The organism is Enterobacter ludwigii (assembly GCF_001750725.1).
Lineage (GTDB): Bacteria > Pseudomonadota > Gammaproteobacteria > Enterobacterales > Enterobacteriaceae > Enterobacter > Enterobacter ludwigii.
The window spans coordinates 1,855,903-1,869,338 of sequence record NZ_CP017279.1 but is presented as its reverse complement, the minus strand read 5'-3'; the positions used below and the strand labels follow the sequence as shown (position 1 = coordinate 1,869,338).

Below are 13,436 nucleotides of genomic sequence, written 5' to 3'. Positions count from 1 at the left end.
AGTCTGATATGCAACGCTTGTTTGATCTGATTCCTGACAACGTCACGCGAATTGATTTGTTGGCCCCGCCATTTTCCGGACATTTGCATCCCGTGCTGGCAATGGGGAGGGCGCTTTCAGCGCATTATCAGGTCCGGATTATCAGTACTCGCGGTGCCAGCGCGCGGATTGCGGCGTCCGGACTGCAAGGGCTTATTCTTGACGGCGATTTCGATACACCGTTAGTGTCTATCGCCAATCCAAAATATGCCGTCAAGACGCATCCTGTGAGGCTTTATCGTCAGTTTCGTTCAGTCGTAGGCCTGCTTAAGGGTTTTGCTGACGAACTGGAGAGGGCGTGGCATCGGGAAGGCGTGCCGGATTTGGCCATCGCCGACTTTACACTTCCCGTCGTGGGGCCTGTCTGTACCCGGATGAATGTTCTCTGGTGGAGTAGCTTGCCGTCGCCCTGCGTTCTTGAAGCACCGGACGGCCCACCCGCTTATTGTGGTGGGCTGATGCCGGCCATCACCGCGTGGGAACGGATAAGCCACCTGCTCCACAGGAAAAAAGTCAGGTTGTTCAAGAGTCTTGTTTTTTGGTTTTTTCGCGGTGTGATTCGTCAGACGGGCATAACCCGGCTATATCGGCCTGACGGCAGTGAAACGGCATATTCACCCTCGCACATTCTCGCTCTGGGCGAAAAAGAGATGGAATTTGAGCGGACCTGGCCTGAATCGGTAGCCTTTATTGGACCTGCGCTGTACACACCGCCTGCAGATGGAGAGAAACCGACCTTCATTGAAGGAAAGCGGCATGTCCTGATTACGCTGGGTACACATCTGGACTGGCATAAAGATGACGTAGCGAAAGCGGCAACAGCTCTGGCGAAAACGATGCCAGACTGGGTGTTCCATTTCACGGATGGCAGCCTGGAAAGTGCGGAATGTGAACGGGCAGGGAATTTCTTACGTATGCATTGGGTTGATTATGATGCCTGGTTATCTCGTTACGATGTCGTGATACACCACGGCGGGGCGGGGATTATGTGGCACTGTATTCAAAAAGGGATCCCGGCTCTGGTGTACCCGGTTGACTACGATCAGTTCGATCATGCTGCCCGGGTCGAGTTTTTCAGAAAAGGTATCTGGCTGCGCGGCGGACTCAGGCAACTTGAACAGGCTCGTGAACATCTCCTCACGTTAATCCGCAAGGATTAGTCTGTTCGCCCCAGACGCTAATTTGCTGATTTGATCCCAACCCCGCACTCGCGGGGTTTTTTCTCGCCCCAGCCCAGGTTATTACCTGCCGCCGCAAACAGTATCAATGCACCACCTGCCAGTTGCGTAATATTCAGCGAGTGTCCGAACACCACGTTATCGACAATTATGGCCACCACGGGATAGATAAAAGACAGAGAACCGGTAACGGGCGTCGGGAGCTTCTGGATCGCGCTATACAGCAACTGATACATGATCCCGGTATGGACGACACCTAACGTCAGTAAAATCGGCCAGGGGAAATCAGCTGAAAATGCCGGCTGGTGGGCGAAGGGCAACAGCATGACCACGCCGGTCAGTACCTGAATAAAGGCGATATGCTGGGGCGCAACTGATTTCAGTCTGCGGGCGATTATGGCTGTCAGTGCGTAGAAGAAAGCGGCCCCCATCGCCAGACCGATTCCTGCGAGCCAGCCTTTGCCCTGTGCGCCATTCAGCTCACTGGAGAGCAGGATGATCACGCCGCCAAAGGCGAGAACGAGCCAACCCCATTTCACCAGGCTCACGCGTTCTCCTAAAAACATCCCCATCAACACCAGCATAAACGGCTGAGTGTTATAGACCACGGTAGAAAGGCCGATTGAAATACGTTCATAAGCCGCGAACAGCAGCAACCAGTTCACCACTAACGCAACACCGCCCAGAATTGCCAGCAGTAGCGTGACACGGGTGAGCGGACTAAATGGTTTTCGACTTATTCGGATGAAAATAAAAAGGGCCATCGCCCCGATCAGGCATCGCCAGAAAACCACTTCCGTCACCGGCAGGCCGGAAAGCAGAACAAACGCGCCAATCGAGCCGGAAATTAACATCGCCAGGCTCATCTGCCAGACGCCTTTTTGTACATCACCCATTGTTCACCTCCTGATTAATGACGATATTGTCGAATACCGCTGTCGGGAATAACATGGCTGTTATAAGGTGAAAGACAGTGATGGCTTTTTTAAATTAGGTAAAAACGATGGAAAACCTTCTCGATGATATCGATCGCCAAATCCTGGCCTGTCTGGTTGAGGATGCGCGCATGTCGCTAAAGGTACTCAGCGGACGTATTGGACTGACATCTCCCAGTACAGCAGAGCGTCTGAAAAGACTGGAAGAGCGCGGGGTGATTGAAGGGTATGGCGCTCGCGTCAATCTGACGGCGTTGGGGTATACGTTGCAGGCGCTGGTGCGGGTTCGTCCTTTACCGGGGTTGCTGCAAAAGGTAGATAAGTACATTCAGGCCATGCCGGAATGTATTGAGAGCGATAAAGTCACCGGTGAAGACTGCTTTGTTATCAGGCTGGTTGTGCGGTCGATTGAGCAACTGGATGCGTTGCTTGATGGTCTGGCGGAACATGCTCAGTGTAATACGTCGATCGTGAAAAGTTCACCGGTGAAGCGCCGGTTGCCACCGATGTGATCGTCTGTTGCTATGCATGACACATCGTTTGAAAAACATCACTGGATTGGCTTTGAGATGATGGTGGTGGGGGAAGGATTCGAACCTTCGAAGTCGATGACGGCAGATTTACAGTCTGCTCCCTTTGGCCGCTCGGGAACCCCACCAGGGGTAATTCAAATTTTGAGGTAATGCTGAGAGATGGTGGTGGGGGAAGGATTCGAACCTTCGAAGTCGATGACGGCAGATTTACAGTCTGCTCCCTTTGGCCGCTCGGGAACCCCACCACGGGGTAATGCTATTTACTGGCCTGCTTCCTGCTGGAAGCGGGGCGCATCATATCAAATGAGACGCCCCTGTAAAGCGTTACCACAATAAAAATAAACTGGTTGCCTGAATTTTACGCGTTAAGCTGTAAAGCTAACCAGTTCATTTTCTTGTCGATTAAAGAATAATCGTTCTGTTACCGTAAACGAACACACGTTGCGCCAGCACCTGATAGAGCGCACGACTGAGTACGTTCTTCTCTACGTCACGCCCGGCGCGCATCATATCTTCTGCGGTATAGGTGTGATCCACGTGAATCACGTCCTGCATAATGATTGGGCCTTCGTCCAGGTTGTCATTCACGTAGTGCGCGGTGGCGCCGATGATTTTCACACCGCGTTCGTACGCCTGGTGATAAGGACGTGCACCGATAAAGGCTGGCAGGAATGAGTGATGGATGTTGATGATCTTGTTCGGGAAACGCGCCACGAAGGATGGGGTCAGCACACGCATGTATTTCGCCAGTACCACGTAATCCGGGTTATGCGCTTCGATAGCATTGGCCATCAGGTTGTCATGTTCTTCACGGGTATGGCCTTCATGGCTGACCAGCTCAAACGGAATATCAAAACGTTCAACCAGCGTGCGCAGCGTCTCGTGGTTACCGATAACGGCAGCGATTTCAACATCAAGGCCACCGTAGTTTGCTTTCATCAACAGATCGCCAAGACAGTGGGCTTCTTTCGTCACAAGAATAACAACGCGACGACGGCCAGCGGGGGTCAGTTCACGCACGGAGCCTTCAGGCAGCGCGCTGTCGAGATCGGCAAGCAGGGTGGTGTCGTTGAAAATCCCTTCGAGTTCGGTACGCATAAAGAAGCGTCCGGTACGGTGGTCAACGAACTCGTTGTTCTGCACGATATTCAGTTCATGCTTGTAACAAATGTTGGTAATTCGTGCGATCAGCCCTTTTTGATCGGGACAGATGGTGCGCAGAACTTTACGTTGTAGTGATTGCATCGCCGGGAAATCCTGTTTGAGTATTTGCGAAGTCTGGGTTGTCAGGCATTACTGCCCGCAACACTTTTTAAATTTTTTACCTGAACCACAAGGGCAGGGATCGTTACGACCAAACTGTGGGCGCGTTCCGTCAATATAATACCATTGCCCGCTTTCCTTTAAGAACCGGGAACGTTCGATAATGGCACCGGGCTTATTGCGTTCGATAAAGCGGGCAACGAAGCTGACATAACCTTCATCAGCATCACTTCCCGTTGACGATTCATAGACGGTAAGGCCGAGCCATTGGGTATTAGCAAACCCGGCTTCAATATCCTGTCTGAAATCGGCAGCGTGGCAGGATGGGTGCCAGGTTTTAATCAGGTAGTCTGCGTCTTTGATCACAAAAGCAGTATACCGTGAACGCATGAGGTGTGACGGGTCTGGTGCAACCTGATCGCCAGACAGATATCGCTGACAACATAGGCTATACTCCAGAGCGCTACCACAAGGGCAGAGTTGAGACACGATTCTCTTCCTGGAACAAAAAATAAGGGCGTTAAACGCTTCGGGTAGCACCATGTTAACTGAGCAGTTGCGTTGATGCTATGTCAGGAATCCAGGGGACGTAAAACAGGGCTAATGAGAAAGGTTAAAATTGGACTGGCGCTGGGCTCAGGTGCAGCCCGGGGATGGTCGCACATCGGCGTGATAAATGCCTTAAAGCAGATGGGCATTGACGTTGATATTGTTGCAGGGTGTTCAATCGGATCGCTTGTGGGGTCCGCATACGCGTGTGGAAAGCTTCCGGAACTTGAAACCTGGGTACGCTCCTTCAGTTACTGGGACGTATTGCGCCTGATGGATCTCTCGTGGCAGCGCGGTGGGTTGCTGCGCGGTGAACGGGTCTTTAACCAGTTCCGTCAGATTATGCCTCTCGATGACTTCAGTCATTGTCAGTTACCCTTCGGTGCCGTTGCGACGAACCTCAGTACCGGCCGCGAACTCTGGCTTACCGAAGGGGATATCCATCTTGCCGTTCGCGCGTCCTGCAGCATGCCGGGCTTAATGGCCCCTGTTCCACACAACGGTTACTGGCTTGTCGACGGAGGTGTTGTTAACCCGGTCCCCATTTCCCTGACCCGCGCTATGGGTGCCGATATCGTTATTGCTGTGGATTTACAGCACGACGCTCATCTGATGCAACAAGACCTGATGCCAGTCAATCTTCAGAGTGAAGATGCCGAGGGCGAAAAACTGGCCTGGCATGAGCGTCTGCGCGGACGTCTCGGGCGGATGGCCGCCCGGCGTGCGGTAACGGCACCCACGGCGATTGAAATTATGACGACCTCAATCCAGGTCCTGGAGAACCGCCTCAAGCGCAACCGCATGGCTGGCGACCCGCCGGATATTCTGCTTCAGCCGTATTGTCCGCAAATTTCTACCCTTGATTTCCATCGGGCTGAGGCCGCCATCGCAGCGGGCTCGTTAGCCGTCGAAAAGAAAATAGATGAGTTGCTGCCTTTTGTGCGAACAGCACGTTAAGCACCTTTTTTTGACTACTTCAGCAAAATCTGACAGGCGACAGTGCCGATAGCATGCCACTATGTAGTTACTGTCAGCCAGGGGAGGAACCATGACGAAGCCATTGGCCGGAAAACACATTTTGATTGTTGAAGACGAGCCCGTTTTCCGATCGCTACTGGATTCGTGGTTATCATCACTGGGGGCAAACACTTCACTGGCTGACGATGGCATCGACGCGCTGGAAAAAATGGTCAATATCACGCCTGATCTGATGATTTGTGACCTTGAGATGCCACGGATGAATGGACTGAAGCTGGTCGAACATCTGCGCAATGAAGCCAACCAGATGCCGATACTGGTGATTTCCGCCACAGAGAACATGGCGGATATAGCCAAAGCCTTGCGTCTGGGGGTTCAGGATATTCTGCTTAAACCGGTTAAAGATCTTAACCGACTTCGTGAAACCGTCTTAGCCTGTCTTTATCCCAATATGTTTAATTCCCGGGTTGAGGAAGAGGAACGCCTTTTCCAGGACTGGGACGCCTTAGTGAGTAATCCCCCTGCGGCGGCGAAACTGTTGCAAGAACTTCAACCGCCGGTGCAACAAAATATTTCTCACTGTCGTGTGAATTATCGCCAGCTGGTGGCCGCTGACCAGCCAGGGCTGGTGCTCGATATTGCGCCATTATCGGATTCGGACCTTGCATTTTATTGTCTTGATGTCACCCGGGCAGGGGATAATGGTGTATTAGCCGCGTTATTACTTCGTGCGCTATTTAACGGGTTGCTGCAGGAACAACTCTCCCATCAGGGACAGCGGCTTCCCGAGTTAGGCAGTTTACTCAAACAGGTAAACCAGCTTTTCCGTCAGGCCAATTTACCCGGACAGTTTCCGCTGTTGGTAGGTTATTACCACAGCGGTTTGAAAAATCTTATCCTCGTTTCCGCGGGGCTTAATGCCTCGCTGAATACCGGGGAACATCATATTCAGGTCAGTAACGGTGTCCCGCTTGGAACATTGGGTACGGCTTATCTTAATCAAATTAGCCATCGCTGTTCCTCCTGGCAGTGCCAAATTTGGGGTGCCGGGGGACGGCTACGCTTAATGTTGTCCACGGAATAAGCAGTTGGATCTTAATTTTAAGATTGCTTTACCTGTGATTTATGGGGAGTGCTACTATCGCTGCCCGGAATCATGCGTATTTGTCCTAATTGATCGGCAACGCGTTCTTTTCAGACCCGGACTGCGGGATGAGGCTGATATACTTAACGCGTTATTTATTGCATAAAAGTTCAAAACTTGAACAGCTCAGGAGAATTTGAATGGCTGCCCTAAATTCGAAAGTCAGAAAGGCCGTCATCCCGGTAGCGGGATTGGGGACCAGGATGTTACCAGCAACTAAGGCGATTCCTAAAGAGATGCTGCCTCTGGTTGATAAGCCATTAATTCAGTATGTCGTTAACGAATGTATCGCGGCCGGCATTACTGAAATTGTGCTGGTTACACATTCATCAAAAAACTCTATCGAAAACCATTTCGATACAAGTTTTGAACTCGAAGCCATGCTGGAAAAACGTGTTAAGCGCCAGCTGCTGGAAGAAGTTCAGTCTATTTGCCCGCCACACGTCACCATTATGCAGGTGCGTCAGGGTCTGGCTAAAGGTCTGGGTCACGCAGTCATGTGTGCGCATCCCGTTGTAGGTGATGAGCCTGTTGCGGTGATCCTGCCTGACGTTATTCTGGACGAATATGAATCAGATCTTTCTCAGGACAATCTTGCTGAGATGATCAAACGCTTCGATGAAACAGGCAGCAGCCAGATCATGGTTGAACCTGTGGATGACGTTACCGCTTACGGTGTTGTTGACTGCAAAGGCGTTAACCTTGAACCGGGTGAGAGCGTGCCGATGATTGGCGTGGTTGAGAAGCCTAAGGCCGACGTAGCGCCTTCTAATCTGGCGGTTGTAGGTCGTTATGTCCTGAGTGCTGAAATCTGGCCTCTGCTGGCGAAAACGCCTCCAGGAGCGGGTGATGAAATCCAGCTTACCGATGCCATTGATATGCTGATCGAGAAAGAGACCGTTGAAGCTTACCATATGAAAGGTAAGAGCCATGACTGCGGTAATAAGCTCGGTTATATGCAGGCGTTTGTAGAATATGGCATTCGCCACAATACGCTCGGTGAAGAATTTAAAGCCTGGCTCAAAGAGAGCGCGGGTATTAAGAAATAACTCAGGCTTCATTTGATCTGAACCGGTGAGGCTCTGCCCACCGGTTTTTTTATGCCCATAACACACCGTCATCACGTCCGATTGTAAGGCAAGCTAAATAGCCAAATAACGCTTTATGACAGAGTGTAAGGGGATGTTTGCGGTAAATTGCGGGTAAAAAAAATCCCGCATTACGCGGGATTTTTCTGGAAGCGAGATGATTAATCCTTGATCAGGAAGTCATCCAGCTGTTTACCTTGCTCGTCCATTGCTTTCTTGATAACAGCAGGAGTACGACCCTGGCCGGTCCAGGTTTTAGTTTCGCCGTTCTCGTCAACATAGCTATATTTAGCAGGACGAGCAGCGCGTTTTGCTTTAGTACCGGTTTTAGCTGCAGCCATGCTGTTCAGCAATTCATTTGGATCGATACCATCAGCAATCAGCATTTCACGATATTGCTGCAGTTTACGAGTACGCTCTTCGATTTCAGCAGCAGCAGCGCTTTCTTCTTCGCGACGTTCATTAACTACAACTTCTAATTTTTCCAGCATTTCTTCAAGCGTTTCGAGGGTACATTCTCTTGCCTGCGCACGAAGAGTACGGATGTTGTTCAGAATTTTAAGTGCTTCGCTCATTGTAGTAATCTCAAACTTATAATGGGGGGTGGTTTGTTGTCCTAATAATAGAGCGATAAATTCAGTTGTGCAATAGCTGGGAATGTAAGGAATTCAAAAAATAGTGAATATTGCCGCTATTATTAATTACGCTAACTTAAATTTCATAACCCGCCAGTCTCGCTTGTTATCACGTAAAGTGGCTTAACGCAGTCGATTGCATCTTTTTTTTGTGACATTTGCCTCAGGAATTATAGTTGCGGCGGATAAATATCAGCCTTTTGTATTAGTTTACACCGGGTATGTTAAGGCAGAAATAGTTAATAAATAGTGAATTTTAATGAACGATGATTCCACTATAAAATGAAGTGTTATGTTTGGCTGACCCTATAACATATTGGCTGGGCTGGATGCGTTTACTTCATGTTTTAACGCATTATTTTTGCAAAACGCCGGCGGTAAACCCCGCGCTGAACCGCATAGTCTGTGCGTCGTATCGCTGATAACCAGACAAAATATGGTACAATGAATCATCGGTAATATTACACATTGATTAGGGTTTTACGGCCAATGGCACAACTTTATTTCTACTATTCGGCAATGAATGCCGGGAAATCGACAGCGCTACTGCAATCCTCATACAATTACCAGGAACGTGGGATGCGTACCGTTGTTTATACGGCTGAAATTGACGACCGCTTTGGTGCAGGGAAGGTGAGTTCCAGAATAGGCCTCTCATCGCCTGCAAGGCTGTTTAACCCGCAAACTGACCTGCTGGAGGATATCCGCGCAGCGCATGCTTCACAGCCTATCCATTGTGTTCTGGTTGATGAAAGCCAGTTTCTGACGCGTGAGCAAGTTCATGCGCTTTCAGAGGTTGTCGATGAGCTTGATATTCCCGTTCTGTGCTATGGACTGCGCACTGACTTTCGCGGCGAGCTTTTTGCCGGCAGCCAGTATTTACTTGCGTGGTCGGATAAACTCGTTGAACTTAAAACCATCTGTTTTTGCGGCCGTAAAGCCAGCATGGTGCTTCGCCTCGACCAGGCCGGAAAACCCTATGCTGATGGCGAGCAGGTGGTGATAGGTGGCAATGAGCGCTACGTATCAGTGTGCCGTAAGCATTATAAGGAAGCGTTGATTGTCGGCTCACTGACGGCGCTTCAGCCTGACAACCGCAAATAATCCTTCACAGTAAAATGCAGACATAAAAAAACCCGCCAGAGGCGGGTTTTTTATCAGGCTGTCAGTTACGCGTTTTTCTTCGCTTTCTTGTCAGCTTTAATGACAGGTGCGTCTACTTTCACAGCAACAGTGTCATTTTCTTTGAACTCGCGGCCGTAGAAGGTATCCAGCAGGATCTGTTTCAGCTCAGAGATCAGCGGGTAGCGTGGGTTAGCACCGGTACACTGGTCATCGAATGCATCTTCAGACAGCTTATCAACATGCGCGAGGAAGTCAGCTTCCTGAACGCCCGCTTCACGGATAGATTTAGGAATACCCAGCTCAGCTTTAAGGCTTTCCAGCCATGCAAGCAGTTTCTCAATCTTCGCCGCAGTACGGTCGCCCGGTGCGCTCAGACCCAGGTGGTCTGCGATTTCAGCGTAACGACGACGTGCCTGTGGACGGTCGTACTGGCTGAAAGCAGTCTGCTTGGTTGGGTTGTCGTTCGCGTTATAACGGATAACGTTGCTGATCAACAGGGCGTTCGCCAGACCGTGAGGAATGTGGAACTGTGAACCCAGTTTGTGTGCCATTGAGTGGCAAACACCCAGGAAGGCGTTAGCAAACGCGATACCGGCGATGGTTGCTGCACTGTGAACACGTTCACGGGCAACCGGGTTTTTAGACCCTTCATTATAAGACGCTGGCAGGTTTTCTTTCAGCAGTTTCAGAGCCTGCAGAGCCTGACCGTCAGAGAACTCAGAAGCCAGGACGGAAACGTAAGCTTCCAGGGCGTGAGTCACTGCATCCAGACCACCGAACGCACAGAGTGATTTCGGCATTTCCATGACCAGGTTGGCATCAACGATAGCCATATCTGGCGTCAGCGCGTAGTCAGCCAGTGGGTATTTCTGACCGGTTGCATCGTCGGTTACAACGGCAAACGGCGTGACTTCTGAACCTGTACCGGAAGTGGTAGTAACGGCGATCATTTTCGCTTTTACGCCCATTTTCGGGAATTTGTAGATACGTTTACGGATGTCCATAAAGCGCAGCGCCAGTTCTTCGAAGTGTGTTTCTGGGTGCTCGTACATAACCCACATGATTTTCGCGGCGTCCATTGGGGAACCACCACCCAGTGCGATGATCACATCGGGTTTGAAGGAGTTCGCCAGTTCAGCACCTTTACGCACTACGGTCAGGGTTGGGTCAGCTTCAACTTCAAAGAACACTTCAGTTTCAACGCCAGCCGCTTTAAGAACAGAAGTGATCTGGTCTGCGTAGCCGTTGTTGAACAGGAAACGGTCAGTCACGATGAGCGCACGTTTGTGGCCATCAGTAATCACTTCATCCAGCGCGATTGGCAGAGAGCCACGGCGGAAGTAGATAGATTTCGGAAGTTTGTGCCACAACATGTTTTCAGCTCGCTTAGCAACGGTTTTCTTGTTGATCAGGTGTTTTGGACCAACGTTTTCAGAGATGGAGTTACCACCCCAGGAACCACAACCCAGAGTCAGGGAAGGTGCGAGTTTGAAGTTGTACAGGTCACCGATACCACCCTGAGAAGCCGGGGTGTTAATCAGGATGCGCGCAGTTTTCATCATCTGACCGAAGTGAGCAACGCGCTCTGGCTGGTTATCCTGGTCGGTGTACAGGCAAGAGGTATGACCGATACCCCCCATTGCAACCAGTTTCTCCGCTTTTACTACCGCGTCTTCGAAATCTTTCGCACGGTACATAGCAAGCGTAGGCGAGAGTTTTTCGTGAGCGAACGGTTCGCTTTCGTCGACAACTTTAACTTCGCCGATCAGAATCTTGGTGGTTGCCGGAACGGTAAAGCCGGCGAGTTCAGCGATTTTATAGGCTGGCTGACCAACGATGGCGGCGTTCAGCGCGCCGTTTTTCAGAATGATATCCTGAACGGCTTTCAGCTCTTTGCCCTGCAGCATGTAGCCGCCGTGGCTGGCGAAACGTTCGCGAACTGCATCATAGACGGAGTCTACAACAACAACGGACTGTTCAGACGCACAGATAACACCGTTGTCGAAGGTTTTAGACATCAGTACAGATGCAACAGCACGTTTAATATCGGCCGTTTCGTCGATAACAACAGGCGTGTTACCCGCACCTACACCGATAGCCGGTTTACCGGAGCTGTATGCTGCTTTAACCATGCCAGGACCACCGGTTGCCAGGATCAGGTTAATGTCCGGGTGGTGCATCAGGGCGTTAGACAGTTCAACAGACGGTTGGTCGATCCAGCCGATCAGATCTTTTGGCGCACCCGCAGCGATAGCAGCCTGCAGCACGATATCCGCTGCTTTGTTGGTGGCATCTTTAGCACGTGGGTGAGGGGAGAAGATGATTGCGTTACGGGTCTTCAGACTGATCAGCGATTTGAAGATGGCAGTAGACGTTGGGTTAGTCGTTGGAACGATACCGCAAATAATACCGATAGGTTCAGCAATGGTGATGGTACCGAAGGTATGATCTTCAGCCAGGACGCCGCAAGTCTTCTCATCTTTATAGGCGTTATAGATATACTCTGAAGCAAAGTGGTTTTTGATCACTTTATCTTCAACGATACCCATGCCGGATTCAGCAACGGCCATTTTAGCGAGAGGGATTCGAGCATCTGCAGCAGCCAGAGCGGCCGCGCGGAAGATTTTATCAACCTGTTCTTGGGTGAAATTGGCGTATTCACGCTGGGCTTTTTTCACGCGCTCGACGAGTGCGTTCAGTTCAGCGATATTAGTAACAGCCATAATGCTCTCCTGATAATGTTTAAACTCTTTTAGTAAACCAGCGCTCGATACGTCTGACAGTATAGACAGAGCCACTACGACTTGCGTTAGATAAAGTAAAACAAAGAGTTACTTTATGCTCTGGCGCGCTAACTTACTAAAAGAGCCTTACCTTAACATCATCCCTTTGTGACAGGTGACCTTCCTGGGGGGCGTAATCAAGATTACTCACTTCTGAGTACGAAAATCATGATCTGCGTCAATTTTTCCCCAAGCTGATACCTTTCAGCAGGGTTATTTATTGTAGATATTTCCAGTGTTAAATAATTAAGTAACTATTGGAAGTGATGCTATCACTGATTCTACATCTGTTTAACATCCTGAAAGGATAACGTTTAGGCACAGATTTCTGGTGAAGTATGCTCATAAAAAGCGTATCTTCAGCGCGATTTTTCATGACAAAGTGTCAGTCCCGGGCATGTGCATAAGCGGAGCAAAACGTGATCCAAACGCTCTTTGATTTTCCAACGTATTTTAAATTTTTTATTGGTCTGTTTGCCCTGGTCAACCCGGTAGGGATCATCCCTGTCTTCATTAGTATGACCAGTTACCAGACGGCGGCGGCCAGGAACAAAACCAACCTCACCGCTAACCTGTCAGTGGCCATTATCTTGCTCACCTCGCTTTTCCTGGGTGATGCCATTCTCCAGCTGTTCGGCATTTCAATTGATTCTTTCCGCATCGCAGGTGGCATCCTGGTGGTGACCATTGCCATGTCGATGATCAGCGGTAAGCTGGGTGAGGATAAGCAGAACAAACAGGAGAAATCAGAAACCGCCATTCGCGAAAGTATCGGCGTGGTCCCGCTTGCGTTGCCTTTAATGGCAGGGCCTGGTGCGATCAGTTCCACCATTGTCTGGGGGACACGTTACCATAGCCTGATGCACCTGATTGGTTTTTCTGTCGCCATCGCTATCTTCGCACTGTGTTGTTGGGGTGTTTTCCGCATGGCACCCTGGCTGGTGCGCTGGCTGGGGCAAACGGGCATCAACGTCATTACGCGTATTATGGGCCTGTTGTTGATGGCGTTAGGCATCGAATTTATTGTCACCGGTATTAAAAGCATTTTCCCCGGCTTACTGCACTAATATTTCAAATGAAAGAACGGGGCCTGAGGCTCCGTTTTTTTACGTGATTATCAGCAAATCATATAACTAAAGTTGAAATGCTCACATATCATAATAAATTCTACTAATAATCCGCTTTT

12 protein-coding genes and 2 tRNA genes are annotated in these 13,436 nt (G+C 50.1%); 7 read left to right on the top strand and 7 right to left on the bottom strand.

Going from position 1 to position 13,436, the window contains the following annotated elements; translation table 11 throughout:
* Nucleotides 1-8 precede the first annotated feature (8 nt).
* Complete coding sequence (locus tag BH714_RS08840; RefSeq protein WP_040019041.1) at nt 9-1,199, top strand: glycosyltransferase family protein; 1,191 nt, start codon at nt 9-11, stop codon at nt 1,197-1,199.
* A gap of 17 nt (nt 1,200-1,216) precedes the next feature.
* Here the strand turns inward: BH714_RS08840 and BH714_RS08835 are convergent, their stop codons facing one another.
* Nucleotides 1,217-2,113, bottom strand: a complete 897-nt coding sequence (locus tag BH714_RS08835; RefSeq protein ID WP_040017688.1) for a DMT family transporter — start codon at nt 2,111-2,113, stop codon at nt 1,217-1,219.
* Between the two features lie 107 nt (nt 2,114-2,220).
* On the opposite strand from BH714_RS08835, the gene BH714_RS08830 reads away from it, so the two are divergent.
* Nucleotides 2,221-2,664: an Lrp/AsnC family transcriptional regulator gene (locus tag BH714_RS08830; protein WP_014170457.1), complete on the top strand. Its 444-nt coding sequence runs from the start codon at nt 2,221-2,223 to the stop codon at nt 2,662-2,664.
* A gap of 61 nt (nt 2,665-2,725) precedes the next feature.
* Here BH714_RS08830 and BH714_RS08825 read toward each other — a convergent pair.
* The 4 genes from BH714_RS08825 to BH714_RS08810 all read right to left on the bottom strand — a co-directional run bounded on the left by BH714_RS08825 (nt 2,726) and on the right by BH714_RS08810 (nt 4,437).
* Nucleotides 2,726-2,810 (bottom strand) — tRNA-Tyr (locus tag BH714_RS08825).
* A gap of 35 nt (nt 2,811-2,845) precedes the next feature.
* Nucleotides 2,846-2,930: transfer RNA gene (locus tag BH714_RS08820), tRNA-Tyr, on the bottom strand.
* 157 nt (nt 2,931-3,087) lie between these two features.
* Nucleotides 3,088-3,930: a formyltetrahydrofolate deformylase gene (gene purU / locus BH714_RS08815; protein ID WP_014170456.1), complete on the bottom strand. Its 843-nt coding sequence runs from the start codon at nt 3,928-3,930 to the stop codon at nt 3,088-3,090.
* 48 nt (nt 3,931-3,978) lie between these two features.
* Nucleotides 3,979-4,437, bottom strand: coding sequence for a YchJ family protein (locus BH714_RS08810; RefSeq protein WP_025203926.1), 459 nt, complete (start codon nt 4,435-4,437; stop codon nt 3,979-3,981).
* 114 nt (nt 4,438-4,551) lie between these two features.
* On the opposite strand from BH714_RS08810, the gene rssA reads away from it, so the two are divergent.
* The 3 genes from rssA (at nt 4,552) to galU (ending at nt 7,668) form a co-directional block, all read left to right on the top strand.
* On the top strand, nt 4,552-5,454 hold the full coding sequence (gene rssA, locus BH714_RS08805; protein WP_032669742.1) for a patatin-like phospholipase RssA: 903 nt from the start codon (nt 4,552-4,554) through the stop codon (nt 5,452-5,454).
* Nucleotides 5,455-5,545: 91 nt separating this feature from the next.
* On the top strand, nt 5,546-6,559 hold the full coding sequence (rssB, locus tag BH714_RS08800) for a two-component system response regulator RssB (RefSeq protein ID WP_014170453.1): 1,014 nt from the start codon (nt 5,546-5,548) through the stop codon (nt 6,557-6,559).
* Nucleotides 6,560-6,759: 200 nt separating this feature from the next.
* The gene (gene galU / locus BH714_RS08795) at nt 6,760-7,668 is read left to right on the top strand and encodes a UTP--glucose-1-phosphate uridylyltransferase GalU (RefSeq protein ID WP_014170452.1); all 909 of its coding nucleotides are present in this window, start codon (nt 6,760-6,762) and stop codon (nt 7,666-7,668) included.
* 200 nt (nt 7,669-7,868) lie between these two features.
* On the opposite strand, the gene hns is transcribed toward galU, so the two are convergent.
* Nucleotides 7,869-8,282 carry a histone-like nucleoid-structuring protein H-NS gene (hns, locus tag BH714_RS08790; RefSeq protein ID WP_008502781.1) on the bottom strand — a complete coding sequence of 138 codons (414 nt, stop codon included), beginning with the start codon at nt 8,280-8,282 and terminating at the stop codon, nt 7,869-7,871.
* 549 nt (nt 8,283-8,831) lie between these two features.
* On the opposite strand from hns, the gene tdk reads away from it, so the two are divergent.
* A complete protein-coding gene (gene tdk, locus BH714_RS08785; RefSeq protein ID WP_032669745.1) occupies nt 8,832-9,446 on the top strand; it encodes a thymidine kinase in 615 nt (204 codons plus the stop codon).
* Between the two features lie 65 nt (nt 9,447-9,511).
* Here tdk and adhE read toward each other — a convergent pair whose 3' ends face one another.
* On the bottom strand, nt 9,512-12,190 hold the full coding sequence (adhE, locus tag BH714_RS08780) for a bifunctional acetaldehyde-CoA/alcohol dehydrogenase (protein ID WP_025203929.1): 2,679 nt from the start codon (nt 12,188-12,190) through the stop codon (nt 9,512-9,514).
* A 479-nt stretch (nt 12,191-12,669) separates the two neighbouring features.
* Between adhE and BH714_RS08775 the strand changes: the two genes are divergently transcribed.
* Complete coding sequence (locus tag BH714_RS08775) at nt 12,670-13,317, top strand: YchE family NAAT transporter (protein WP_014170449.1); 648 nt, start codon at nt 12,670-12,672, stop codon at nt 13,315-13,317.
* Nucleotides 13,318-13,436: the final 119 nt, after the last annotated feature.

Coding starts and splice junctions, on each gene's coding strand:
- BH714_RS08840 (WP_040019041.1), top strand. CDS start 9: ATGCAACGCTTGTTTGATCTGATTCCTGACAACGTCACGCGAATTGAT.
- BH714_RS08835 (WP_040017688.1), bottom strand. CDS start 2,113: ATGGGTGATGTACAAAAAGGCGTCTGGCAGATGAGCCTGGCGATGTTA.
- BH714_RS08830 (WP_014170457.1), top strand. CDS start 2,221: ATGGAAAACCTTCTCGATGATATCGATCGCCAAATCCTGGCCTGTCTG.
- purU (WP_014170456.1), bottom strand. CDS start 3,930: ATGCAATCACTACAACGTAAAGTTCTGCGCACCATCTGTCCCGATCAA.
- rssA (WP_032669742.1), top strand. CDS start 4,552: ATGAGAAAGGTTAAAATTGGACTGGCGCTGGGCTCAGGTGCAGCCCGG.
- rssB (WP_014170453.1), top strand. CDS start 5,546: ATGACGAAGCCATTGGCCGGAAAACACATTTTGATTGTTGAAGACGAG.
- galU (WP_014170452.1), top strand. CDS start 6,760: ATGGCTGCCCTAAATTCGAAAGTCAGAAAGGCCGTCATCCCGGTAGCG.
- hns (WP_008502781.1), bottom strand. CDS start 8,282: ATGAGCGAAGCACTTAAAATTCTGAACAACATCCGTACTCTTCGTGCG.
- tdk (WP_032669745.1), top strand. CDS start 8,832: ATGGCACAACTTTATTTCTACTATTCGGCAATGAATGCCGGGAAATCG.
- adhE (WP_025203929.1), bottom strand. CDS start 12,190: ATGGCTGTTACTAATATCGCTGAACTGAACGCACTCGTCGAGCGCGTG.